General features: G+C 70.3%; 22 protein-coding genes, 1 tRNA gene and 1 pseudogene. 15 read left to right on the forward strand and 9 right to left on the reverse strand.

What is annotated here, in order from left to right:
- The first annotated feature begins 9 nt into the window (after positions 1 to 9).
- From COGEMETH_RS02175 to COGEMETH_RS02195, 5 genes are all read left to right on the forward strand, one after another.
- On the forward strand, positions 10 to 2,265 hold the full coding sequence (locus COGEMETH_RS02175) for a xanthine dehydrogenase family protein molybdopterin-binding subunit (RefSeq protein WP_238180986.1): 2,256 nt from the start codon (positions 10 to 12) through the stop codon (positions 2,263 to 2,265).
- A 4-nt stretch (positions 2,266 to 2,269) separates the two neighbouring features.
- A complete protein-coding gene (locus tag COGEMETH_RS02180; protein ID WP_238180987.1) occupies positions 2,270 to 2,665 on the forward strand; it encodes a nucleotidyltransferase domain-containing protein in 396 nt (131 codons plus the stop codon).
- Positions 2,646 to 3,146, forward strand: a complete 501-nt coding sequence (locus tag COGEMETH_RS02185; protein WP_238180988.1) for a ribonuclease toxin HepT-like protein — start codon at positions 2,646 to 2,648, stop codon at positions 3,144 to 3,146. Before COGEMETH_RS02180 ends, COGEMETH_RS02185 begins: the two co-directional genes overlap by 20 nt.
- 36 nt (positions 3,147 to 3,182) lie before the next feature.
- Positions 3,183 to 3,620 carry an EamA family transporter gene (locus tag COGEMETH_RS02190; RefSeq protein ID WP_238180989.1) on the forward strand — a complete coding sequence of 146 codons (438 nt, stop codon included), beginning with the start codon at positions 3,183 to 3,185 and terminating at the stop codon, positions 3,618 to 3,620.
- A 61-nt stretch (positions 3,621 to 3,681) separates the two neighbouring features.
- Entirely contained in the window at positions 3,682 to 3,870 is a 189-nt protein-coding gene (locus COGEMETH_RS02195; protein ID WP_238180990.1) for a hypothetical protein, read from the forward strand.
- Positions 3,871 to 3,880: 10 nt separating this feature from the next.
- On the opposite strand, the gene rfaD is transcribed toward COGEMETH_RS02195, so the two are convergent.
- The 6 genes and pseudogenes from rfaD to COGEMETH_RS02225 form a co-directional block, all read right to left on the reverse strand.
- Positions 3,881 to 4,879, reverse strand: a complete 999-nt coding sequence (gene rfaD, locus COGEMETH_RS02200) for an ADP-glyceromanno-heptose 6-epimerase (RefSeq protein WP_238180991.1) — start codon at positions 4,877 to 4,879, stop codon at positions 3,881 to 3,883.
- Positions 4,879 to 6,264, reverse strand: a pseudogene (rfaE1, locus tag COGEMETH_RS02205) (D-glycero-beta-D-manno-heptose-7-phosphate kinase). Before rfaE1 ends, rfaD begins: the two are co-directional and overlap by 1 nt.
- A 109-nt stretch (positions 6,265 to 6,373) precedes the next feature.
- The gene (locus COGEMETH_RS02210; RefSeq protein WP_238180993.1) at positions 6,374 to 7,033 is read right to left on the reverse strand and encodes a D-glycero-alpha-D-manno-heptose-1,7-bisphosphate 7-phosphatase; all 660 of its coding nucleotides are present in this window, start codon (positions 7,031 to 7,033) and stop codon (positions 6,374 to 6,376) included.
- Positions 7,030 to 7,278 carry a hypothetical protein gene (locus COGEMETH_RS02215; RefSeq protein ID WP_238180994.1) on the reverse strand — a complete coding sequence of 83 codons (249 nt, stop codon included), beginning with the start codon at positions 7,276 to 7,278 and terminating at the stop codon, positions 7,030 to 7,032. Before COGEMETH_RS02215 ends, COGEMETH_RS02210 begins: the two co-directional genes overlap by 4 nt.
- The gene (locus COGEMETH_RS02220) at positions 7,256 to 8,323 is read right to left on the reverse strand and encodes a glycosyltransferase family 9 protein (protein ID WP_238180995.1); all 1,068 of its coding nucleotides are present in this window, start codon (positions 8,321 to 8,323) and stop codon (positions 7,256 to 7,258) included. The genes COGEMETH_RS02215 and COGEMETH_RS02220 overlap by 23 nt, the downstream gene beginning before the upstream one ends.
- On the reverse strand, positions 8,320 to 8,643 hold the full coding sequence (locus COGEMETH_RS02225) for a hypothetical protein (RefSeq protein ID WP_238180996.1): 324 nt from the start codon (positions 8,641 to 8,643) through the stop codon (positions 8,320 to 8,322). Before COGEMETH_RS02225 ends, COGEMETH_RS02220 begins: the two co-directional genes overlap by 4 nt.
- A 299-nt stretch (positions 8,644 to 8,942) precedes the next feature.
- Here COGEMETH_RS02225 and COGEMETH_RS02230 point away from each other — a divergent pair, with 299 nt between their 5' ends.
- The 8 genes from COGEMETH_RS02230 to COGEMETH_RS02265 all read left to right on the forward strand — a co-directional run bounded on the left by COGEMETH_RS02230 (position 8,943) and on the right by COGEMETH_RS02265 (position 15,888).
- Complete coding sequence (locus COGEMETH_RS02230) at positions 8,943 to 9,635, forward strand: GntR family transcriptional regulator (protein ID WP_238180997.1); 693 nt, start codon at positions 8,943 to 8,945, stop codon at positions 9,633 to 9,635.
- An 87-nt stretch (positions 9,636 to 9,722) separates the two neighbouring features.
- Positions 9,723 to 10,475, forward strand: coding sequence for an ABC transporter ATP-binding protein (locus tag COGEMETH_RS02235; protein ID WP_238180998.1), 753 nt, complete (start codon positions 9,723 to 9,725; stop codon positions 10,473 to 10,475).
- Positions 10,468 to 11,178 (forward strand): ABC transporter ATP-binding protein, encoded by a 711-nt coding sequence (locus COGEMETH_RS02240; RefSeq protein ID WP_238180999.1) that lies wholly within the window; start codon positions 10,468 to 10,470, stop codon positions 11,176 to 11,178. The genes COGEMETH_RS02235 and COGEMETH_RS02240 overlap by 8 nt, the downstream gene beginning before the upstream one ends.
- A 44-nt stretch (positions 11,179 to 11,222) precedes the next feature.
- A complete protein-coding gene (locus COGEMETH_RS02245) occupies positions 11,223 to 12,443 on the forward strand; it encodes an ABC transporter substrate-binding protein (RefSeq protein ID WP_238181000.1) in 1,221 nt (406 codons plus the stop codon).
- A gap of 71 nt (positions 12,444 to 12,514) precedes the next feature.
- Complete coding sequence (locus COGEMETH_RS02250; protein ID WP_238181012.1) at positions 12,515 to 13,420, forward strand: branched-chain amino acid ABC transporter permease; 906 nt, start codon at positions 12,515 to 12,517, stop codon at positions 13,418 to 13,420.
- A gap of 9 nt (positions 13,421 to 13,429) precedes the next feature.
- Positions 13,430 to 14,434: a branched-chain amino acid ABC transporter permease gene (locus COGEMETH_RS02255; protein ID WP_238181001.1), complete on the forward strand. Its 1,005-nt coding sequence runs from the start codon at positions 13,430 to 13,432 to the stop codon at positions 14,432 to 14,434.
- 134 nt (positions 14,435 to 14,568) lie between these two features.
- On the forward strand, positions 14,569 to 15,459 hold the full coding sequence (locus COGEMETH_RS02260; protein ID WP_238181002.1) for a dihydrodipicolinate synthase family protein: 891 nt from the start codon (positions 14,569 to 14,571) through the stop codon (positions 15,457 to 15,459).
- Between the two features lie 219 nt (positions 15,460 to 15,678).
- Positions 15,679 to 15,888: a hypothetical protein gene (locus tag COGEMETH_RS02265; RefSeq protein WP_238181003.1), complete on the forward strand. Its 210-nt coding sequence runs from the start codon at positions 15,679 to 15,681 to the stop codon at positions 15,886 to 15,888.
- A gap of 49 nt (positions 15,889 to 15,937) precedes the next feature.
- On the opposite strand, the gene COGEMETH_RS02270 is transcribed toward COGEMETH_RS02265, so the two are convergent.
- A tRNA-Lys gene (locus COGEMETH_RS02270) sits at positions 15,938 to 16,013 on the reverse strand.
- Between the two features lie 232 nt (positions 16,014 to 16,245).
- On the opposite strand from COGEMETH_RS02270, the gene selA reads away from it, so the two are divergent.
- Together selA and COGEMETH_RS02280 are read left to right on the forward strand one after the other, a co-directional pair.
- Positions 16,246 to 17,670, forward strand: a complete 1,425-nt coding sequence (gene selA / locus COGEMETH_RS02275) for an L-seryl-tRNA(Sec) selenium transferase (protein WP_238181004.1) — start codon at positions 16,246 to 16,248, stop codon at positions 17,668 to 17,670.
- 144 nt (positions 17,671 to 17,814) lie between these two features.
- Positions 17,815 to 18,309, forward strand: coding sequence for a MarR family winged helix-turn-helix transcriptional regulator (locus COGEMETH_RS02280; protein WP_238181005.1), 495 nt, complete (start codon positions 17,815 to 17,817; stop codon positions 18,307 to 18,309).
- Positions 18,310 to 18,314: 5 nt separating this feature from the next.
- On the opposite strand, the gene COGEMETH_RS02285 is transcribed toward COGEMETH_RS02280, so the two are convergent.
- Both COGEMETH_RS02285 and COGEMETH_RS02290 read right to left on the reverse strand, forming a co-directional pair.
- Positions 18,315 to 19,706, reverse strand: a complete 1,392-nt coding sequence (locus tag COGEMETH_RS02285) for a pentapeptide repeat-containing protein (RefSeq protein WP_373875302.1) — start codon at positions 19,704 to 19,706, stop codon at positions 18,315 to 18,317.
- A 42-nt stretch (positions 19,707 to 19,748) separates the two neighbouring features.
- Positions 19,749 to 22,049 (reverse strand): FdhF/YdeP family oxidoreductase, encoded by a 2,301-nt coding sequence (locus COGEMETH_RS02290; protein ID WP_238181006.1) that lies wholly within the window; start codon positions 22,047 to 22,049, stop codon positions 19,749 to 19,751.
- Between the last annotated feature and the right edge of the window lie 16 nt (positions 22,050 to 22,065).

A 22,065-nucleotide genomic window follows, 5' to 3' on the forward strand; every position in this document is an offset into this window, starting at 1 on the left:
TCCGACCCGATGACGCAGACGTTCAGCTCCACCGGCCGCGATACCTTCGTCGGCCGTCCCCATAGCCGCGTCGACGGCCCCGCCAAGGCCACGGGGCTCGCCAAGTACGCGGGCGAGTTCAACGCGCCCGACCTCAGCCACGGCTACGTCGTGTCCAGTGCCATCGCCAAGGGCCGGATCGTGGCGATCGACACCGCGGCGGCCGAGGCCGTGCCCGGCGTGATCAGGGTGTTCACGCACGAGAACCGGCCGCGCACGGCTTGGCTCGACTACAATTACCAGGACGCCGTGGCCCCGCCCGGCTCGCCGTTCCGCCCCCTCTACGACGACACCATCGCGTATAGCGGCCAGCCTGTGGCCCTGGTGGTGGCCGAGGATTTCGACACGGCCCGCCATGCCGCGACCCTGGTGCGCGTGGATTACGAGGCCGAGGCGCCGGAGACGGACCCCTCGAAGCTCCTCGACCTCGCCTACGACCCGCCCAAGAAGCGCAGCGGCATCAAGCCGCCGCCCAAGCCCTGGGGCGATGCTTCGGCGGCCTACGATGCCGCGCCGATCAAGCTGCGGGAAGAGTATCGGCTGGCCGTCGAGCACCACAACCCGATGGAGCCGCACGCCTCCACCGTGGTCTACGAGGGCGACGGCACCTACACGGTCTACGACAAGATCCAGGGCGTCTCGAACAGCCAGGGTTACCTCACCGGGGTGTTCGGCCTAAAGAAGGACGACGTGCGGGTGATGAACCCGTATCTCGGCGGCGGCTTCGGTGCCGGCCTGCGGCCCCAGTACCAGCTCTTCCTGGCGATGCTGGCCGCGCGCGAACTCAAGCGCTCGGTGCGCGTGGTGCTGACCCGCGACCAGATGTTCAGCTTCACCTATAGGCCCGACGCCCTCCAGACCGTCAGCCTCGGCTCGGACCGGGACGGGGCCCTGCAATCCCTGCGTCACGATGCGGTGGGCGCCACCTCGCGCTTCGAGGATTACCAGGAGGTCGTCGTCAACTGGTCGGCCGTCCTCTACGGCTGCGAGAACGTCGCCCTGAGCTATAAGCTCGCGCAGGTGGACACCTTCTCGCCCGGCGACATGCGGGCACCGGGCGCCGTCACCGGCGTGTTCGCCATCGAGACCGCGATGGACGAACTGGCCTATGCCACGGGCCTCGACCCGATCGCCCTGCGCCTGAAGAACTACAGCGAGAGCGACGCCACCGCCGAGGGCAAGCCCTTCGGCTCCAAGGCGCTGAAGGCCTGCTTCACGCAAGGCGCCGATCGCTTCGGCTGGGACAGGCGCAACCCCGAGCCACGCTCCATGCGGGAGGGCAAGGAACTCGTCGGCTGGGGCATGGCCACGGGCGTCTGGGAATCGATGATGATGCAGTCGAGCGCCCGCGCGGCCCTCACCGCGGACGGCAGGCTCGAGGTCGGCAACTCCACCGGCGACCTCGGCACCGGCACCTACACCATCCTCACCCAGATCGCGGCCGACACGCTGGGCCTGACCATGGAGGACGTGACCACCAAGCTCGGCGACACGCGGCTGGCCGAAGCGCCGGTGGCGGGCGGCTCCTGGACGGCGGCCTCGTCGGGCACCGCCGTGATGAAGGCCTGCCGTAACGTCGGCGAGCAGGTGTTCAAGCTCGCGCGCCAGATGGAGGGGTCGCCGCTCGCCAACGTCGATTTCGAGCGCGTGGCCTTCACGGACGGGCGCATCGAGGTCGCGGGCGATCCCGGCCGCAGCGTGTCGCTGGTCGACGCGATGCGGGCGGCCGGCGTCGAGTCGGTCGAGGCCACGGAATCGGCTGGCCCCGACACGGACTTCAACGCCAAGTACGAGGCCTACACCCACTCGGCCGTGTTCGTGGAGGTGAAGATCGACGAGGAACTCGGGCAGGTCCGCCTCACCCGCGTGGTCTCGGCCATCGCCGCCGGCAAGATCCTGAACCCGAAGACCGCCCGCAGCCAGATCATCGGCGGCGTGGTCATGGGCATCGGCTCGGCGCTGGAGGAGGAGTCGATGATGGATCACCGCCTCGGCCGGTTCATGAACCACAACCTCGGCGAGTACCACGTGCCCGTGAGCGCCGACATCCACGACATCGACGTGATCTTCGTGGACGAGGAGGACAAGGCCAACCCGCTCGGCGTGAAGGGGCTGGGCGAGATCGGCATCGTCGGCACCGCGGCGGCGGTGGCCAACGCCGTCTACCACGCCACCGGCAAGCGCATCCGCCACCTGCCGATCACGATCGACAAGATCCTCGGCTGAACCGATGGTGACGGGCGAGCCCGTCGCGATTGACGGTTCGACGGCGGCAAGCCATCTCTCGGGTGGAGGACAGATGACGTCTCCGCCCGATACCCGCTCGCCGACACAGGCTCACCGCGCGCGCGCCGTCGCCGGCGCACGCGCGGCCGTGGACGCCCTCCGGGAACTCGGCGTCTCGGCCCTGGTGACGGGCTCTCTCGCCGACGGCCGGTTTCGCTTCGGGTCCGACGTGGACCTGCTGGTCACGCGATGCCCCAGGCATCTCAAATACGCCATCGAAGGGGTCGTCGAAGACTGCCTGGGCGGCATTCCCTTCGATGTGATCTATCTCGACGAGGTCCTCGGCTGGCGCGCTCCGAGCTTCATGGAGAAGGCGGTCGATGCGCGCCATCTCGATTGATGTCGAGAACGAGTTCTCCGAGATCGGCGAGGAAGTCGGCCGGCTGACGATCTCCCTGTCGCGGTTGCGTCTTACTCCGCCGCAGCCCGGCAGTCATGAGGCCTGGGAGGCGGTGCATATCTGCGCCTCTGCCGCCGAGAAGATCTACACGGGCTTCGAACGGGTGATGGCGAGCATCGCGGCGAACGTGGACGCAGCCCCGATTCCCCATCTCGATGGATGGCACCGTTCGTTGCTGCGACGCATGGCGAACGATGTTCCGGGAATCCGGGCGCCGGTGATATCATCGGATTGCTATCAGCGCCTCGATCGCCCGCGCGCATTTCGCCATCGGGAGCGAAATACCTATGGGCTCGGCCTGGACTTCGACATCGTCCTCGAACGATGCGAGGAAATCGTAGGCGCCTTCGATCTGTTCCGACGCGAAGTCCGGTCGTTCCTCGCGCGGCCTGCGGCTGTCGATCCTCCGGCCGGCGCATAGAACCCGATCGTCCATCCCGCATGCCGAGGAGGCTCGTTGATCCAACTCTTGCAATCCTGGCGCTTCTGGGCGCTGCTCTCGGCGGCCTTCGCCGCCCTCACCGCGATCCTGGCCAAGGTCGGCGTCTCGGGCGTGCCCTCGGACGTGGCGACCTTCGTGCGGACCCTGGTGATCCTGGCGCTCACCGGTGCCATCCTCCTCGCCTCCGGGCAGGCGGCCGGGGTGGGCGAGGTCTCGGGGCGCAGCGCCGTGTTCCTGGTGCTGTCGGGGCTCGCCACCGGGGCGTCCTGGCTCTGCTACTTCCGTGCCCTCGCCCTGGGCGATGCCGCCCGCGTCGCGCCCCTGGACAAGCTCAGCGTCGTGCTGGTGGCCGTCTTCGGCGTGGCGCTCCTGGGGGAACACTTGAGCCTGCCGAACTGGATCGGCATCGGCCTGATCGCATTGGGCGCGGCCCTCGTCGCCTACGGCGCGTAAGGATCGCTTAACCCTGCCGGCCGCATCATCGCGGGAGTCCCACCGGTGCGGGAGACCTCGGATGGACGCGTTCTACGAGAGCGTCGAGACCTCGCTGCTGGCCTTCGGCTTCGCCCTGGGACTGGCGGCCTTCGCGGCCCTCGCCCTGCCCCGGCAGGAAAGCGTCCCGTTCCCCGTCACGCTGCCGATGCTCACCGTCACGGCGGTGGCGGCCCCTCCCCTAGCCGATACGGACGCCCGCCGGCCCTGACGGTGGCCCGTCAGCGGTGGCGGTCGGCCTCGTTGCCCGCCGCGAGGTAGCCCTGGACGTAGTCCCGCACGGCCTCTTCCAGGGACAGGAAGGGCCGGTCGTAGCCGGCCTGCCGCAGGCGGTCCATCCGGCTTTCCGTGAAGTACTGGTACTGGTCGCGGATCTCGACCGGCATCTCGACGTAGTCGATCCGCGGCGGCAGGTTCAGCGCCGCGAAGGTCGCCAGCGCCAGGTCGCGGAAGGAGCGGGCCTGACCCGTGCCGACGTTGAAGAGGCCATGGATTGCGGGCGTGCCGATCAGCCAGTCGACCACCGCGACGCAATCCTGGACGTAGACGAAGTCGCGCTGCTGGCCGCCGTCCGGAATGCCGTCGCGGTAGGACTTGAACAGGGTCACGGGCTTGCCCGCCGCGATCTGGTCGTAGACCTTGCAGACGACGCTGCGCATCGAGTCCTTGTGGTACTCGTTGGGCCCGAACACGTTGAAGAACTTCAGCCCGGCCCATTGCGGCGGGCAGGCGCCGCCGGCCTCGAAGCGCCCCACCACGATCTGGTCGAACAGGCTCTTGGACCAGCCGTAGGCGTTGAGCGGGCGCAGGCGCCGCAGGGCGGCCATCGACCAGTCGTCCTCGAAGCCGTCCGTGCTCTCGCCGTAGGTCGCCGCGCTGCTGGCGTAGATGAAGCGCGCGCGCTCGGCGACGCAATAATCCCAGAGCCGCAGCGACAGGGCGACGTTGGTGCGCACGATCAGGTCCACGTCGCGCTCGGTGGTGGCCGAGATCGCGCCCATGTGCACCACCACGTCGAAGCGCGTCCCGGCCAGGAGCTCGGGCAGGTCCTCGGGCAGGACGAGACCGGCAAGCCGCGCCTTGACGAGGTTGCGCCACTTGTCGCTGCTGCCGAAGCGGTCGCAGACGGTGACGGCATGGCCCTGGTCGGACAGGTGCCGGGCGATGCAGGAGCCGATGAAGCCGGCCCCGCCGGTGACGAGGATGGAGAGCTGGGGCATCACGCGTTCATCCGGCTGATGATCGAGGTCGTGCTCTGGCCCTGCACCAGGTCGACGAGCTTCACCTCGCCGCCATAGGCCATGACCACGTCCGCACCCACGACCTGGTCCAGGGTGTAGTCCGCGCCCTTGAGCAGGACGGAGGGGCGCACGGCGTCGATGAGGTTCAGGGGCGTGTCCTCGTCGAAGATCACCACGAGGTCCACCGAGCCCAGCGCCGCGAGCACGGCCGCCCGCGCCACCTCGCTCTGGAGGGGACGCGTCGGCCCCTTCAGGCGCTGCACGCTCGCATCCGAGTTCAGCCCGACGATCAGCCGGTCGCAGGCCGCGCGGGATTGCCGGAGCAGGCTGATGTGGCCGGGATGGAGCAGGTCGAAGCAGCCGTTGGTGAAACCGACGCGCTGGCCGGTGCGGCGCCACTGCGCCGCCAGCCGCCCGGCCTGGGCCGCCGTGTGAAGCTTGGTGCCGAAGCCCAGCAGCGTGTCGGCGATCTCGAGTTCGAGTTCGTCCAGCGAACAGGTGGCGGTGCCCTGCTTGGCCACCGCCACGCCGGCGGCGTAGTTGGCCAGTTCCGCCGCCGCCGGCCAGGGGATGCCGCTGGCCACCGCGAGCGCCAGGGTGCCGATCACGGTGTCGCCCGCGCCGGACACGTCGTAGACCTCGCGCTTGCGCGCCGGGATGTGCAGCGGCGCGGCCTCCCGGCCGACCAGCGACAGGCCCTTCTCCGAGCGGGTGACGAGGACGTAGTCCGCCCGCGCCGCCTCCAGCATGACGCGCGCGGCCGCCACGACCTCGTCGTCGCCGGCCACCGGCATGCCGGTGGCCAGCGCCAGCTCGGCGACGTTCGGGGTGATGCAGGTGGCCCCCGCGTAGCGTGCGACGTCCCGGTGCTTGGGATCGACCACCACGGGCCGCCCGGCCGCGCGGGCCGCCGCGATCACCGCCTTCAGCACCCGCGGCGTGAGCACGCCCTTGCCGTAATCCGAGACCACCACCGCCGACACGTCGGGGAGCGACTGCTGCACGGCCGCGATCAGCGCGTCCTCGGTCGCCGCGTCGACGGGGGCGGAGTCCTCGTGGTCCACCCGCAGCACCTGCTGGGCGGAGGCGATGAACCGGCGCTTGGTCGTCGTCGGGCGGTCGCCACAGCGGACGATGCGGTGGTCGATCCGCTCCTCGGCGGCGAGCAGATCCTCGACGGTGCCGCCCACCGCGTCGGCGCCGACCGCGCTGACCAGGAGCGAGCGTCCGTTCAGGGCCGCGATGTTGCGCGAGACGTTGCCGACGCCGCCGAGCATCCGCGTCTCGCGCTCCAGGTTCAGCACGGGCACCGGCGCCTCGGGGGAGATGCGCGCGATCGTGCCCTAGGCGAAGATGTCGAGCATCAGGTCGCCCAGCGTCAGGACGCGCCCGTGGAGGCGCGAGGCCGCGGCCAGCAGGCCGCTGTCGGCCGGGCCGCCGTGCTCCGCATCCGTCGTCGTCGCGCTCATCGCCTCAGCCTGTCGCATGGGTTTCGGCCGCGCGGAGCCGGGATGCCGGCGCCCCGTCCGCGAGCCAGGTCTCGACCGGTTCGAGCGCCGCGCGGACATCGCCTGCGCGATGCACCGGCATCGCGACGGCGGCCTCGCCGGGACCGACCAGGATGCCGCCGGAGAGGCCCGCGGCTGCGGCCGCGGCCATGTCGTCGCCCTTGTCGCCGATCATCAGCGATTCGGCGGCCGACAGGCCGAGGGACTCCGCGGCCCGCAGGATCATGCCGGGGTTGGGCTTGCGCATCGGCGGGTCGGCCAGCCGATAGGCCGCTTTCGCCTCGGGGTGGTGCGGGCAGGCCAGCACGGCCGCCGGCGCGACGCCGGCGCGGGCGAGGTCTTCGAGCATCCGCTCCTGCACCGCGTAGAACTCCGGCCAGCCGAACAGCCCGCGGCCGATGCCGGACTGGTTGGTGACGACGATGCAAGGCACGCCGGACCGTTGCGCCGCCCGCATGATCGCCACGATGCCGTCGAGGAGTTCGACGCCGTCCGGGTCGCGCAGGTAGTGACGGTCCCGGATGATGACGCCGTCGCGGTCGAGGAACAGCGCCCGCGTCCCCGGCGCCGGCCGGTGGCGGACCTCGTACCAGATCTGGTCGGGACCGACCGGGAACGGGCTCACGGCGTCCCATCCTTCGCAGGCGGGGCCGCGAGATGGGCCTCGGCCCGGGCGTTCGCCCGCTGGAGGGCGGCGTAGAGGGCGATCAGCCGCGCGATCCCGTACCGGTGGGGCGGGACGGGGCGCGCCTTGATCGCGTTGAGCGCCTCGATGAAGCGCAGCCGGGCCCGTTGCAGGTCTTCCAGGATCTGGCCCGGCGTCGCCGCAGCGCGCGCGGCCGTGCGGTCAGGACGCGATCCGATACGCATCGCGCACCTCCTCGTGGAAGCCGGCGAGCTTCCGTTCGCGGTCCAGGTGGCTGACCCCGATATGCAGGCGCACGCCGTCCCCGAGCGTCAGGGAGCGTGCCCGCGAGGCCGGCGGCATCCGTACGTCGAGGGCGCTGCCCACGTTCTCGGGCCTCAGGCCGGTCATGCATTCCGTGGTGAGGCAGCCGTTGAAAAGCTGCGCCGCGTATTGACAGCAGGGCGAGCAGGACATCTCCCGCGTCAGCAGCCGGTTCAGGCGCCCGAACGGCGCGTAGCGGCGGAACGGGCTCGGGCCGAACACCGAGATGATCGGCGTCGTCAGGGAGCAGAGATGCGCCGTGCCCCCGTCCGAGGCGACGACGAGGTCGAGGTCGTCCACGGCCCCGATGAAGCCCGCGAGGTCCCCGCCCCCGATCAGGAGGGAGACCGCGGCAGGTCGTCCGAGCCGGTCGCGGATGAACGCCGCCTTGGCCTGCTCGGCGGGACCGCCGATCAGCGTGACGGCGTCGGCCGTCTCGAGCAGATGCCGCGCCATGTCGATCCAGCGCGTCGTCGGCCAAGCGTTGGCGTGGAAGCCCGAGCCGATCGAGAGCCCGATCCGCTTCGGCACCCGCCCGGCCTTCTCCGTCACCCGCTCCAGGCGCGTGCCGAAGAAGGCACGGTCGATGTCGTAGAAGCCGGCAAAGCGGGCGGCGACGGTGTAGTCGATCAGGGATTGGTGGTCCTCGTGCGTGTCCTCCGGCTGGACGAAGCTGCGGGTGCGCAGCTCCGCCCATTGCCGGTTCAGCACGTGGTCGTTGCGCAGCATGGCGACGACCTCGAACGGGCTCAGGTCGGGGCTGGCCAGGGCACCGCCGGCCTTGGCGAGGTGCGGCAGGTCGATGGCGCGGATCTCGATGCCGGGAAACAGCAGGCGGGCGAGCGCGAGGTTCTTGGTCGCGACGAAGACCGTCGCGTCCGGCCGCGCGGCGCACATCGCGCGGATCGCCCCCGAGGACAGGATCAGGTCGCCGAGATGGTCCGGCTTGACGATGGCGAGGCTCATCCGGCCGTCCGCGTCCGCTCCAGGAGGTCGTGCTCGTTGAGGAGCGCGCGCGCGGTCTCGGCCTGGAGCAGGAGTTCCAGGGAGACGAGCAGTCCGCTCGCCTCGCGGGCGCGCTCGACGGCCCGACGCGCGTTCTCGGCCTCGTTCATTCCCGTGGCGGTCTCGATGTAGCGGCGGCTCAGGCCGTCCGGGACCGGACGGTTCTCGGGCGCGGCCTCGTACACGGACTTGCGCAGGAAGAAGGACTGCCAGGGCGGGCCGCCGACATCGCCCAGGCGCTCGAACTCGGCCCTGATGCAGCCGGTCAACGTCGTCAGCATCGCGTCGCCCATCCTTCTCCGTCGGGTCCGGGGCCGCACTCGGTCGGCCCCACCTATCGCAGAACGTCCGGTCGGGGCTAGACCCGGCGCGCCGCAGCGGGCTGTCCGTGCAATCCCGGATCGGCTCACGCATCGGCGAATCGTCGTGTGGCACGGGGCGTGGGCCGCAGGGTCCGATCCGGACCTTGCCGCCGAGGATCGGGGCGGCGTGGAGCGGCGCGTTCCCTCACGAACGATCCAGCAGCGCCCTCGAAGACGTGCTATCATCGGATAAAATATACGAGAACGATCGAGGCATCATGTCCGCTGCGGCCCCCACGCGTTCCGTCCCCGACCGCCTGCGCCACAAGACCGTGTCCGCCGCCGTCGCCGACGCGCTGCGGCAGCGAATCCTCAACGGCGAGTTCGCCCCCGGAATCCAGCTTCGGCAGGACGCCCTGGCGGAGGAGTTCGGGATCAGCCGCATCCCGATCCGCGAGGCCCTCCTGCAACTGGAGGCCACCGGGCTCGTCAAGATCGTGCCGCATCGCGGCGCCGTGGTCTCGGGCCTGTCGGTGGAGGAGGTCGAGGACATCTTCCAGCTGCGCGTCCAGCTCGAACCGTCCCTCCTCCTGCTGTCGGCGCGCCGGTTCTCCGAGGACGATTTCCACGCGCTGCGCAGCCTCACCGAGGAATACGGCACCGCGCTTCAGGCGGGACAGGTCGAACTCTGGGGCGAGTTGAACCGGCGCTTCCATCTCGACCTGCTGCGCCATGCCGGGCGGCCGCGCTCCCTCGGGATCGTCTCGGGGCTGCTCCAGGATTGCGACCGCCCGACCCGCCTCCAGCTCTCCGCCTCCGGCGACGTGGCACGCGCCGACCGCGAGCACACCCAGATCGTCGACCTCTGCGAAGGCGGCGCGATCGAAGCCGCGGCCGACCTGCTTCGGGCCCATATCGAGCACGCCGGCACCTCGCTGGTGGCGATCTACCGGCGCTCCGGCGGCGCCTGACCGCCGCCGGCCGACCCGTCACAGGCGCTTGACGGATTGCAGATTTTATACAATCTACGAAGCAGGACGTTCGGCGGGGGGCTCACGGTGTCGGACTACGCGCTGGTGACGGAGGGACTGACCAAGGCGTTCGGCGGCTTCACCGCCGTGCGCGCGGTCGACCTCAAGGTCCGGCGCCACGCGATCCACGCGCTGATCGGCCCGAACGGCGCCGGCAAGACCACCTTCTTCAACCTGCTGACCAAGGTGCACCGGCCGACCTCGGGACGCATCGTCTACGAGGGCGCCGACATCACCGCCGAGACCTCCGCGGCCATCGCCCGGCGCGGCATCGTGCGCTCGTTCCAGATCTCGGCGACCTTCCCCAAGATGAGCGTGCGCGACAACGTCCGGGTCGCGCTCCAGCGGCGGCTGGGCACGCAGTACAGCTTCTGGCGCTCGATGCGCTCGCTCGCCGTCCTCGACCGGGAGGCGATGGCATTGCTCGCGGATGTGGGCCTTGCCGACTATGCCGAGGCGAACGCGGCCGACCTCTCCTACGGGCGCAAGCGCACCCTGGAGATCGCCACCACCCTGGCGCTCGACCCGCCGATGCTGCTCCTCGACGAGCCGACGCAGGGCATGGCGATCGACGACGTCGACCGCATCAAGCGGTTGATCCGGAGGATCGCCAAGGGCCGCACCATCCTGATGGTCGAGCACAACATGTCGGTGGTGGCTGACATCTGCGACGCGATAACCGTGCTCCAGCGCGGCGAGATCCTGGCGCAGGGCAGCTACGCCGAGGTCTCGGCGGACCCCGCCGTGAAGGCGGCCTATCTCGGGGGCGGGCATGCTTGAGCCTCCCGTCGCCCTCCAGATCCGCGGGCTGGAAGCCTGGTACGGCGAGAGCCACGTCCTGCACGGCATCGACCTCACCGTGCGCGAGGGCGAGTGCGTGACCCTGCTCGGGCGCAACGGCGCCGGCCGCAGCACCACCCTGAAGGCGATCCTCGGGCTCACCGATCGCCGCGCCGGCTCGGTGAAGGTGCGGGGCCAGGAGGCGATCCGGCTCTCCACCCACCGCATCGCCCGCCTCGGCCTCGGCTACTGTCCGGAGGAGCGCGGCATCTACCGGACCCTGACCACGCAGGAGAACCTGACGCTCCTGCCGCGGCTCGGCTCCGAGGGCATGTCCGTCGCCGAGGTGCTGGCGATGTTCCCCAACCTAGCCGAGCGCGCCGACAGCTACGGCGGCCGGCTCTCGGGCGGCGAGCAGCAGATGCTGGCGCTCGGGCGCATCCTGACCACCGGGGCCCGCATCCTGCTGCTCGACGAGATCACGGAGGGGCTCGCCCCGGTGATCGTCGAGGCGCTCGGCCGCGCCGTGTCGCTGCTGAAGAGCCGCGGCTTCACCATCGTGCTGGTCGAGCAGAACTTCCACTTCGCGCGGCATCTGGCCGACCGCCACTACGTGATCGAGCACGGCCGCGTGGCCGCCGAGATCGCGGCCGGCGAGGTCGAGAGGCGCGAGGCGGAGGTCGGGCGCCTGCTCGGCGTCTAGCGTTTCACGAGGCTCCGGGGTCGGGGCGGACAGGGGGCAGGATCATGCGCGCGCGGTTCATCGGTTTGGCTCTCGGCGCGTCGATCGCGTCCCTCACCATCCCGGCGCTGGCGGCGGACAAGGTCAGCGACGGCGTCGTCAAGATCGGCATCCTCAACGACCTGTCGGGCATCTACTCCGACTTCACCGGCCGCGGCTCGGCGGTGGCGGCGCAGATCGCTATCGACGAGATGGGCGGCAAGGTGCTGGGCGCGCCGGTCGAACTCGTGGCGGCCGACCACCAGAACAAGCCTGACATCGCCGCCAACCTCGCCCGCGAGTGGTTCGACCAGGGCAAGGTCGACATGATCGCCGACTTCCCGACCTCCTCCACGGCGCTCGCCGTGATGGAGATCGCCAAGCAGAAGAACCGGGTGACGATGCTCTCGGCCGGCGTCGCCATGGCCGCGATCAACGAGAAGTGCTCACCGCTCAACGCGCAGTGGATGGTCAACACCTACGCGCTGGCCGCCGGCACGGCCAAGGCGCTCCTCAAGACCGGCCGCAAGAGCTGGTACTTCGTCACCGCCGACTACACCTTCGGCCATTCGCTGGAGAAGGACGCCTCGGCGATGGTCGAGGCCGAGGGCGGCAAGGTGCTCGGCGTCTCGCGCCACCCCTTCCCCGGCGGCGACTTCTCCTCCTTCATGCTGAAGGCCCAGGCCAGCGGCGCCCAGGTGATCGCGCTCGCCAACGCCGGCAGCGACACCGTCAACGCCGTCAAGCAGGCCGCCGAGTACGGCATCGGCCGCTCGGACAAGCAGGTGATCGCGCCGTTGCTCACCTACATCACCGACGTGAAGAGCCTGGGGCTGGCCAAGGCCCAGGACATGTACCTCACGGAAGCCTTCTACTGGGATTACGACGACCGCTCGCGCGCCTTCGCCGAGAAATACTTCGCCAAGATGAAGCGCATGCCGAGCGCCTCTCAGGCGGCAGTCTACTCGGCAGCCCTCAGCTACCTCAAGGCGATCGAGGCGGCCGGAACCGACGAGGCCGGGGCCGTGATGGCGAAACTCCGCACCATGACCATCGACGACGCGGTGATCCGCAACGGTCACCTGCGCGCCGACGGGGCGCTCGTGCACGACATGCTGCTCCTGCAGGTGAAGAAGCCGGCCGAATCCAAGCGCGACTGGGACTTCTACACCGTGAAGTCCGTGCTCAAGGGTGAGGAGGTGTTCCCGAAGCCCTCCGACGCCTGCCCGCTCAACGCCAAGGGTTAGGAAGCCTCCCTCCCCCGCAGAGGGGGAGGGAAATGCCGCTCCCCTTTTCCTCGATCCCCGCCGGTGCCGCCATGCCCGACATCACCCTCCAGGCCTTCATGGCCCAGCTCACGATCGGGCTCATCGGCGGCTGCTTCTACGCGCTCCTGAGCATGGGGCTCGCCATCATCTTCGGGCTCCTGAACATCATCAACTTCACCCACGGGGCGCAGTTCATGATGGCCGCCTTCCTCGCCTGGATCGGCCTGACGCAGATCGGCCCCTGGCTCGGCTACCCGGACTTCCAGGTCAGCTTCTGGGTGGCGCTGGTGCTGGCGCCCCTGTGCGTCGCGGTCTTCGGCATGGCGATCGAGCGGCTGCTGCTGGCCCGGCTCTATCACCTCGACCACCTCTACGGCCTGCTCCTCACCTTCGGCGTGGCCTTGGTGATGGAGGGCGGCTTCCGCTACGCCTTCGGCGTGTCCGGGCAGGGCTACGAGCCGCCGGAGATCCTTCAGGGCCCGGTCGACGTCGGCTTCATGCTGCTGCCGAAGTACCGGATCTTCGTCGTCGTCGCCTCGCTGCTGATCTGCTTCGGCACCTGGTTCCTGTTCGAGCGGACCAAGCTCGGCGCGTATCTCCGGGCCGGCACCGAGAACCCGCGCCTGCTCCAGGCCTTCGGCATCAACGTGCCGGTGATGATCACGCTCACCTACGGCTTCGGCGTGGCGCTGGCCGGCATCGCCGGGGTGCTGGCCGCCCCGATCATGCAGGTGACGCCCCTGATGGGCGGCAACCTGCTCAACATCGTCTTCGCGGTGGTGGTGATCGGCGGGCTCGGCTCGATCCTCGGCTCGATGCTCACGGGGCTGGCCCTGGGGCTGATCGAGGGCCTTACCAAGGTGGTCTACCCGGAGGCCTCGACCGTCGTGGTCTTCGTCATCATGGCGCTGGCGCTGCTGGTGCGCCCGGCCGGCCTGTTCGGCCGCGACGTCTGAGGGAAGCCCATGTCCACCACCCTCAAGATCTTCCTCGTCCTGGCGGCCTTCGCCCTCGTGGTGCCCTTCGTGCCGGGGCTGATCTACCCGGTCTTCGTGATGAAGGTGATGTGCTACGGGCTGTTCGCCTGCGCCTTCAACCTGCTGCTCGGCTTCACCGGCCTCGTGTCGTTCAGCCATGCGGCGTTCCTCGGCAGCGCCGGCTACGTCACCGGCGCGCTGATGATCCGCTTCGGCGCCCATCCGCTGGGGATGCCCGCGGCCCTGGTGCTGGGCGTCGCGGCCTCGCTGCTCGTCGGGCTCGCCATCGGCGGCCTCGCGATCCGGCGGCGCGGCATCTACTTCGCGATGATCACGCTGGCGCTCTCGCAGATCGTCTACTTCCTGGCCGTCCAGTTCCGCTGGACCGGCGGCGAGGACGGCCTCCAGGGCATCCCCCGCGGAAACCTGTTCGGCCTCGACCTCACCTCCGACACGACGATGTACTACGTGATGCTGGCGCTGTTTTCTGCCGGCTTCCTGTTCGTCGACCGGATCGTGCACTCGCCCTTCGGCCAGATCCTCCAGGCGGTGCGGGACAACGAGGCGCGGGCGACCTCGCTGGGCTACGACACCGACCGCTTCAAGCTCCTGGCCTTCGTGCTTTCGGCGGGCGTGGCGGGCTATGCGGGTGCGATGAAGGCGCTGGTGTTCCAGCTCGTCTCCCTCAACGACGTCTCGCTCCACACCTCGACGGAAGTGGTGCTGATGACCCTGCTCGGCGGCGTCGGCACGATCTTCGGGCCGCTCGTCGGTGCGGCCCTCGTCGTCGGCCTGCAGAACTACCTCGCCACCATCGGCGACCTCGTCACCGTGGTGATCGGGCTGATCTTCATCGTCTGCGTCTCGTTCTTCCGGCGCGGCTTCGTCGGCGAGTTTCTGCATGTCCGCCGGCGCCGGGCCGAGCGGCGCGCCCGCGCGGCACCGAGGCCGGAGCCGCCCCCGAACGACGCCCCGGTCGCGGAGCCGGCCTGAGCGGCGGCACCACCCGGAACGCCGAAACCCAAAAAAATTCGCCGTCACGCTCGGGGCCGACGCGTGCGCGGAGCCCTCGACGCGTCCCGAAGTCGGCCCGAACCGCAGTTTTTTCAGAAGAAGGACCGACGACCATGTGGACCGGTGTCATCCCCGCCGTCACGACCAAGTTCACCCCCGAGGGCGACCTCGACCACGCCGAGATGGAGCGCTGCTTCGCCCTCCAGATGGATGCGGGCTGCGACGGCATCATCGTCTGCGGCTCGTTGGGCGAGGGCCCGATGCTGTCGCAAGACGAGCGCATCGCCGTGCTCAAGCGGGCCCAGGCCGTCACGCAGGGCAAGCCGACCCTGATGACCGTCTCCGAGGCCGGCACCCGCGAGGCCTGCGCCCTCGCCGCCAAGGCGGCCAAGGCCGGCGCCACGGGACTGATGGTCGTGCCGAGCCCGATCTACCACACCGATCCGGCCGAGACGGCCGCCACGCTCCGCGCGGTGGCCGCCGCCGGCGACCTCCCGGTGATGATCTACTCCAACCGGGTCGCCTACCGGGTCGACGTGACGCCGGAGATCATGGAATCGCTGGCCGACGACGCCCGCTTCGTGGCGATCAAGGAATCGTCGGACGACATCCGCCGCACCACCGAGATCATCAACCGCCTGGGCGACCGCTACGCCGTGCTCACCGGCGTCGACAACCTCGCGCTCGAAGCGCTGGCGGTCGGCGCCTGCGGCTGGGTCGCGGGCCTCGTCTGCGCCTTCCCGAAGGAGACGGTGGCGATCTACCGGCTGATGCAGGCCGGGCGCACCGCCGAGGCCCTGGCGATCTACCGCTGGTTCCGCCCCCTCCTCGACCTCGACGTCTCGACCTTCCTCGTCCAGAACATCAAGCTCGCCGAGGCGCTGGCGATCGGCTCGACCGAGCATGTGCGCGCCCCCCGCAAGGTCCTGTCCGGCGCCCGCCGCGCCGAAGTCGAGGCCGTCGTGCGCGACGCCATCGAGCGCCGCCCGGCCCTGGCCGCCTGACATCCACCCCCGCGTCCCGTCCGGTCGCGCGACGCGGGCGGTCGGGACGCCGACACGAGCGCGTCGTGGCCCGAGGTGTGGAATGCTTCGCGCGCACCGGGCGTCGCGGCACGCTGATCGCGATGCAGGGAAAGCCGGACGGCCCTCCGCAAGGCGAACCTGCCGTGGGCCGTCGAGTGTTTCCGGCACCGGGTCGCGGCAGTTCGCGAGGCGGCCGGCATGGACACCAAGGTGAACTTCGTCGGGCTGCGCCACGGCGGTAACGTCGAGGCCGATCTCACGGACGCGCAACGCCGACCCGTGAACGGCCACCTCACCACCGCAGCGCTGCTCAGGGATGCGCAGCCGACACCCAAGCAGAGCCACGCGCGCGCGAAAACGCCGCGACGCTCGGACGAAGAAGAATGGGGTGTCGGAATGAGCCGCTGACGCCATTTCGGAATGGCGTCTTCGTATCGGGCCAAGTGTCCGGATTATTTGGTGGGCGCACTAGGGTTCGAACCTAGGACCCGCTGATTAAGAGTCAGCTGCTCTACCAACTGAGCTATGCGCCCGTCGCCGAAGCGAGGGTTGCGGGGCCACCAAAACGTCTCCCCCGCAAGCAGGGGTGCCAATAGCAATGGGGGCATGGGCTGTCCACCCCCGGCGGGCAAGTTTTCCGCATCCCGAGTCTACGCATCCAAGGGAGGGCGAGCCGGCTCGTCACGGACGGGCAGGACCGTCCCCCTCCCCGATCGTGTGCCGGCGAGGCTGGAGGTGGCGGGCCGACCTGCTATCACTGCCGCGATGAGCCGTGACGCCACCGATCCGACCGCGCCCGCGCGATCGGCGCTGAACCGCATCCCGTCCGTTGAACGCCTGCTCGGCCATGCCGATGCGGCCGCCCTCGGCGCCGCCTACGGGCGGTCCGGCCTGGTCGAGGCCGTCCGCGCGGTGCTGTCCCAGATCCGGACCGAAGGCGGCCCCGTGCCGGAGCCGGCCGCGATCCTCGCCCGCGCCGGGGAACGCCTTGCGGAGGAGCGCCGGCCTTCCCTGCGTCCCGTCTTCAACCTCACCGGGACGGTGCTGCACACCAATCTCGGCCGGGCGCTGCTGCCGGAGGCAGCGGTGGACGCCGTCGCCGCGGTGATGGCGGGGGCCAGCAACCTCGAATTCGACCTCGGCACGGGGGAGCGCGGCGAACGGGACAGCCATGTCGAGGCGCTCCTGTGCCGGCTGACGGGGGCGGAGGCGGCGATCGTCGTCAACAACAACGCCGGGGCCGTCTTCCTCGTCCTCAACGCGCTGGCCATGCGCCGAGAGGTCGTGGTCTCCCGCGGGGAACTCGTCGAGATCGGCGGCTCGTTCCGGGTGCCGGAGGTGATGGCGCGGGCCGGCTGCCGGATGCGCGAGGTCGGCACCACCAACCGCACGCACCTGCGCGACTTCGAGGAGGGGATCGGTCCGCGCACCGGCCTCGTGATGAAGGTGCATCCCAGCAACTACGCCATCCACGGCTTCACCGCCCAGCCCGAGGAGCGGGACCTGCACGAGCTCTGCCGTGCCCGCGGCGTGCCGCTCGCCCTCGACCTCGGCAGCGGCAGCCTCATCGACATGGCCGCCTACGGGCTCCCGCCGGAGCCGACCGTGCGGGCAGCGCTCGCGCATGCCGACCTCGTCACCTTCAGCGGCGACAAGCTCCTCGGGGCCGTCCAGTGCGGGATCGTGGCAGGCCGGGCCGACCTGCTGGCCAAGATCCGCAGGAGTCCCCTCAAGCGGGCGCTACGGGTCGACAAGATGACCTACGCGGCCCTGGAGGCGACCCTGCGGCTCTACCTGCACCCGGAGCGCCTGCGGCAGGACCTGCCCACCCTTCGGCTCCTCACCCGCACGGCACCGGAGATCGCCGCGCAGGCGCAGCGCCTGCGCCCCGCCGTCGCCGCGTGCCTCGCCGGGCGGGCGGAGGTGGCGGTCGTCGGCTGCACCAGCCAGATCGGCTCGGGGGCGCTGCCCGTCGAGACCCTGCCGAGCGCGGGCCTCGCCCTGACGCGGCCGGATGGGCCCGGGGGCCGGCGGGGGGCGGGCGGATGGTGCAAGCGCGTGGCCGGCGCCCTGCGCCTGCTTCCGGTGCCGGTGATCGGCCGGATCGCCGAGGACGCCCTGCGCCTCGACCTGCGCACCCTCGAGGACGAGGCCGGTTTCCTCGCCAGCCTGGAGCGGCTGGCGATCTGAACCGTACACATGGCCTATGTCGCGAGGGAAACGAAGGAATTTGCGGTATACCGCGCGTTGCTTTCTCGTCTATCGTGGGTGCCTGGGGCAACGGTATCGGCGCGGTCGCACCCGATGCGTGACGGTTCGCTGCGGACGGGTGACATGGCGTATTTGGCGAACGCGACGGACTTGGCGAACCCGACGGACCTGGCACACGATCCCGTCCAGGACCCGCTGCTCCTCGACAACCAGCTCTGCTACGCCCTCTACGCGGCCGCCCACCGGATGACGAAATCCTACCGGCCGCTGCTGGAGCGGATGGGCCTCACCTATCCGCAATACCTCGTGCTGCTGGTGCTCTGGGAACAGGACGGCGTCACCGTCTCCGAGATCGGCCGGCGCCTGCGGCTCGATTCCGGCACCCTCACGCCGGTGCTGAAGCGCCTGGAGGTCGCGGGGCTGCTCGTGCGCAACCGGCGCCAGTCGGACGAGCGCGAGGTCGAGATCGCCCTGACCGCGCAGGGCGCCGCCCTGCGGGCCGAGGCCGTCGGCGTGCGCGAGAGCGTGATGTGCCAGCTCGATCTCAGCGAACCCGAGATCCGGGCCATGCGGGCCGACCTCAACCGCTTGATCGAGCGCCTCAGCGCCCGCGACTGATAGGCCTACCGCCGCAGGCGGTTGCCCAGGACGAAGCCGAACAGCCCCATCAGGATGATGCCGGCCGCCCCCTGGATGCCGACCAGCAGGTTGGTGATCCGGCCGATGGGCTTGATGCCGATCTCGGGCGGGTTGGCCGTCATCATGTTGAGGGCGCTGTAGCTGACGAGATCGAGGGGGTTGTGGGTGGCGCCCCCCTCCGGCCCCTCCACGATCAGGCCGCCCGTCGCCCCGTACAGGATCGCGAACAGGCCGATGACGAGGACGAAGGCGCGGGCGATCCGCGACAGGCTCTCGCCGTAGTCGCAGAGCCATTCGACGAAGCGGTCCGAGGTCCAGCGGTAGCCGTGCCGCAGGAGGGCGCGGGCGTCGCGCTCGCGCCAAGCGTCACGGGCCTGGGTGCCGGCGTGGTAGCGGCCCATGCGCCGGCCGCGCTTGTAGGCCCAGCTCGCCTCGTCCTGGCTGCCGATGCTCTTCCAGTTCTGCTCCAGGGCGAGGTAGCTCGACTGCGCGGCCTCGAAGGCCCCGGCGACCTCCTCGCCGACCGCCCCGCCGAGCTGCTCCACCCGCATCCGGGTGCCGTTGAGCCAGGCGCCCGCGAAGCGGGCATGGTGGAGGCGGCAAGTCGCGAGGTTGAGCCGCACCAGGCTCGTCTCCGACAGGTCCGCACCGGAGAGGTCGGCCCCGTCGAGCTTGACGCCTGCGAAGTTGGCGCCCTTCAGCCGCGAGCCCACGAGCCGGGCCTTGGCGAGGCTGGCGCCCTCGAAATCGGCGTGCGTCAGGTTCACGTCGCTGAGGTTCGCCTCGTCCAGGCGGGCCTTGCGGAAGCTTGTGTAGTCGGCGTCCGCTCCTGTGAAGTCGGCCCCCCAGAGGTCGGCACCGGAGAAGTCGGCCCCGTCGAGGAGGGCGCGGGGGAACTTTGCGAACCGCATCGCCGCGCCGGTGAAGCGGGCATCCTCCAGCATGGCGTCGGCAAAGCCGACTTGCCCGGCCACGATCCCGTGGAAGCCGGCGCCGCTGAGGTCGGCCTCGCTGCAATCGGCCTCCTCCAGGATCGCGCCGTCGAAGCGGGTCGAGCGCCCGACGATTCCGCCGAGCCGCGCGCGCCTGAGGTTGGCGCCCGAGAGGTCCGCCTCCTCCAGGCGCGCCTGCGACAGGTCGCTGCCGGAGAGGTTCAGGCCCCCGTGCTCGGCATCCCACCAGGGCGGGGGCGGCCCATCGGCTCCGACCAGCCGGGCGAGGGATTCCCGACCGGCCTGGAGCCGGGACAGGTCGAGGGCTTGCGCCCCCGCCTCCAGGGGCGCCCCGTCGAGGGCGGCGATCCGGTCGAGAAGGGCGCGGGTGCGGGGATCGGTGGAGCCGGCTGGGTCGCGCATGGCGAGGGTGTCGTGGTCCATGCGCGATCTAGCAGCCTTGGCGGTAGCGATGCCAGACGCGATTCAGGCCGCTGCGCCCTGCGATCCCTTGACGATGCGCACCGGGATCGCCTTGGCCGCCGGGGTCTTGGCCTGCTCGTCGTGGTGCCAGAGGGGGATCAGCACGTTCAGCTCCGGGTAGTAGCCGGCGCAGTTGCCCACCGGGATGTCGTAGCGCACGATCCGCAGGCCCTTCACCACCCGGACCACCTCGTCGGAGGCCACGGTCGCCACGTCCACGTGCTCGCCGTCCGCGAGGTGCAGCCGCTCCATGTCGGCGGCGTTCATGAACAGGATGGAGCGCGTGCCCTTCACCCCGCGGAAGCGGTCGTGATAGCCGTAGACCGTGGTGTTGAACTGGTCGTTGGAGCGCAGCGTCATCAGGTCCAGCACGTCCGGTCCCGCTGCCGGCATGTCCGGATCGGCATCGAGGCCGGCCGGCACCACGAAGTTCGCCTTGCCGGTCTCGGTCTCCCACTTGCGCTCGCGGGCTTTAAGCGGCTTGCGCAGGCCGCCCGGATCGAACATCCGCGCGTTGAAGTCCTTGAACAGGTCCGGGTAGGTCGCCTCGATCGCGTCGCGGACCTTGGCGTAGTCGCCGGCCCAGGCGTCCCAGTCGACCTTCGGGTTCGGAGGCAGGACCGCCTTGGCGAGTTCGGCCACGATCCAGGGTTCCGAGCGGACGTGTTCGCTCACGGGCTTCGTCACGCCCTTCGAGCCGTGGAAGCAGGAGGTCGAATCCTCCATCGACACGGCCTGTGGGCCGCCGGCCTGCTCGTCGACCTCGATCCGGCCGAGGCAGGGCAGGATGTAGCTGACCTCCCCGTGCACCAGGTGCGAGCGGTTGAGCTTGGTCGAGACCTGCACGGTGAGGCGCTGCCGGCGCCAGGCGGCCTCCATCGGCCCGGTATCGGGGATCGCCCGCACGAAGTTGCCGCCCAGGCCGATGAAGGCCCGCACCGTGCCGTCGCGGATGCCCTCGCAGGCCTCGACGGTGTTCAGGCCCTGGTCGCGCGGCGGCGCGAAGCCGTATTGCGCGGCGATCCGGTCCAGGGGCACCAGCTCCGGCTTCTCGGAGATGCCGACGGTGCGCTGGCCCTGGACGTTGGAATGGCCGCGCACGGGGCAGATGCCTGCACCCGGACGGCCGACGTTCCCGCGCAGCAGCATCAGGTTGACCAGCATCTGCACCGTCTCGGTGCCCTTGCGGTGCTGGGTCAGGCCCATGCCGTAGATTCCGATGGTGCTGCGCGCCTTCGCGTAGGCGGCGGCCGCCGCCTCCAGGTCCGCGCGCGTCAGGCCGGAGCGGCGCGCGATGGCCGGCCAGCCCTGCGCGTCGCAGAACGCCCCGAACGCGTCGAGGCCGTGGGTGTGCTCCTCGAGGAAGGCGTGGTCGAGGACGCGCGCACGCCCGGCGGCCTCCGCCGCCCGGTCCGCGGCCAGGAGCGCCTTGCACAGGCCGGTGATCGCCGCGAGGTCGCCGCCGGCCTTCACCTGATGGTACTGCGTCGAGATCCGCGTGGAGGAGCGCGTCAGCATCTCCACGGGGGATTGCGGGTCCGTGAAGCGCTCCAGCCCCCGCTCGCGCAAGGGGTTGAAGGTGACGATCGCCGCACCGCGCCGACGCGCCTCCTGCAACGGGTGCAGCATCCGCGGCGCGTTCGAGCCGACGTTCTGGCCGAAGAACAGGAACAGGTCGGCGGTTTCGAAATCCTCCAGCCGCGTCGTGCCCACGGCCTGGCCGATCGACGCCTTGAGGCCGACCGAGGTCGGCTCGTGGCACATGTTGGAGGAATCGGGCAGGTTGTTGTTGCCGTACATCCGCGCGAACAACGCGTACATGTAACTGGTCTCGAGGGATGCCCGCCCGGAAGCGTAGCAGACCACCGATTTCGGATCGAGGGCGCGCAGCTCGCGCCCGATCTCCGCGAAGGCATCCGCCCAGGAGACCGTCTCGTAGCGGTCGGACACCGGATCGTAGCGCATCGGATGCGTCAGGCGGCCCTGTTCCTCCAGGGCGTAGTCCGACCAGCCGCGGAGCTCGGTGACGGTGTGCTCGGCGAAGAAGGCCGGCGTGGTGCGCTTGCGGGTCTGCTCCCAGGCGGTGGCCTTGGCGCCGTTCTCGCAATATTCGAAGGCCAGGGGCTTGGCCGGCTTCGACCAGGCGCAGGACACGCACATGAAGCCGCCCGGCTTGTTCTGCTTCATCAGCATCGCGGCGCCGGTGACAGGGATCTCCTCGCGGGTGAGGATCTCGGCCAGCGACCGTGCGGAGCCCCAGCCTCCGGCGGGACCGTCGTAGGCTTCGATCTTCGGCTCGCTCATGTCGCACACCTGACGG

The organism is Methylobacterium trifolii (assembly GCF_022179685.1).
Lineage (GTDB): Bacteria > Pseudomonadota > Alphaproteobacteria > Rhizobiales > Beijerinckiaceae > Methylobacterium > Methylobacterium trifolii.

Bases quoted from the DNA above. Each gene is read 5' to 3' on its own strand.
- COGEMETH_RS02175 (WP_238180986.1), top strand. From the start codon at position 10: ATGACGCAGACGTTCAGCTCCACCGGCCGCGATACCTTCGTCGGCCGT.
- COGEMETH_RS02180 (WP_238180987.1), top strand. From the start codon at position 2,270: ATGGTGACGGGCGAGCCCGTCGCGATTGACGGTTCGACGGCGGCAAGC.
- COGEMETH_RS02185 (WP_238180988.1), top strand. From the start codon at position 2,646: ATGCGCGCCATCTCGATTGATGTCGAGAACGAGTTCTCCGAGATCGGC.
- COGEMETH_RS02195 (WP_238180990.1), top strand. From the start codon at position 3,682: ATGGACGCGTTCTACGAGAGCGTCGAGACCTCGCTGCTGGCCTTCGGC.
- rfaD (WP_238180991.1), bottom strand. From the start codon at position 4,879: ATGCCCCAGCTCTCCATCCTCGTCACCGGCGGGGCCGGCTTCATCGGC.
- COGEMETH_RS02215 (WP_238180994.1), bottom strand. From the start codon at position 7,278: ATGCGTATCGGATCGCGTCCTGACCGCACGGCCGCGCGCGCTGCGGCG.
- COGEMETH_RS02220 (WP_238180995.1), bottom strand. From the start codon at position 8,323: ATGAGCCTCGCCATCGTCAAGCCGGACCATCTCGGCGACCTGATCCTG.
- COGEMETH_RS02225 (WP_238180996.1), bottom strand. From the start codon at position 8,643: ATGCTGACGACGTTGACCGGCTGCATCAGGGCCGAGTTCGAGCGCCTG.
- COGEMETH_RS02230 (WP_238180997.1), top strand. From the start codon at position 8,943: ATGTCCGCTGCGGCCCCCACGCGTTCCGTCCCCGACCGCCTGCGCCAC.
- COGEMETH_RS02240 (WP_238180999.1), top strand. From the start codon at position 10,468: ATGCTTGAGCCTCCCGTCGCCCTCCAGATCCGCGGGCTGGAAGCCTGG.
- COGEMETH_RS02245 (WP_238181000.1), top strand. From the start codon at position 11,223: ATGCGCGCGCGGTTCATCGGTTTGGCTCTCGGCGCGTCGATCGCGTCC.
- COGEMETH_RS02250 (WP_238181012.1), top strand. From the start codon at position 12,515: ATGCCCGACATCACCCTCCAGGCCTTCATGGCCCAGCTCACGATCGGG.
- COGEMETH_RS02255 (WP_238181001.1), top strand. From the start codon at position 13,430: ATGTCCACCACCCTCAAGATCTTCCTCGTCCTGGCGGCCTTCGCCCTC.
- COGEMETH_RS02260 (WP_238181002.1), top strand. From the start codon at position 14,569: ATGTGGACCGGTGTCATCCCCGCCGTCACGACCAAGTTCACCCCCGAG.
- COGEMETH_RS02265 (WP_238181003.1), top strand. From the start codon at position 15,679: ATGGACACCAAGGTGAACTTCGTCGGGCTGCGCCACGGCGGTAACGTC.
- selA (WP_238181004.1), top strand. From the start codon at position 16,246: ATGAGCCGTGACGCCACCGATCCGACCGCGCCCGCGCGATCGGCGCTG.
- COGEMETH_RS02280 (WP_238181005.1), top strand. From the start codon at position 17,815: ATGGCGTATTTGGCGAACGCGACGGACTTGGCGAACCCGACGGACCTG.
- COGEMETH_RS02285 (WP_373875302.1), bottom strand. From the start codon at position 19,706: ATGGACCACGACACCCTCGCCATGCGCGACCCAGCCGGCTCCACCGAT.
- COGEMETH_RS02290 (WP_238181006.1), bottom strand. From the start codon at position 22,049: ATGAGCGAGCCGAAGATCGAAGCCTACGACGGTCCCGCCGGAGGCTGG.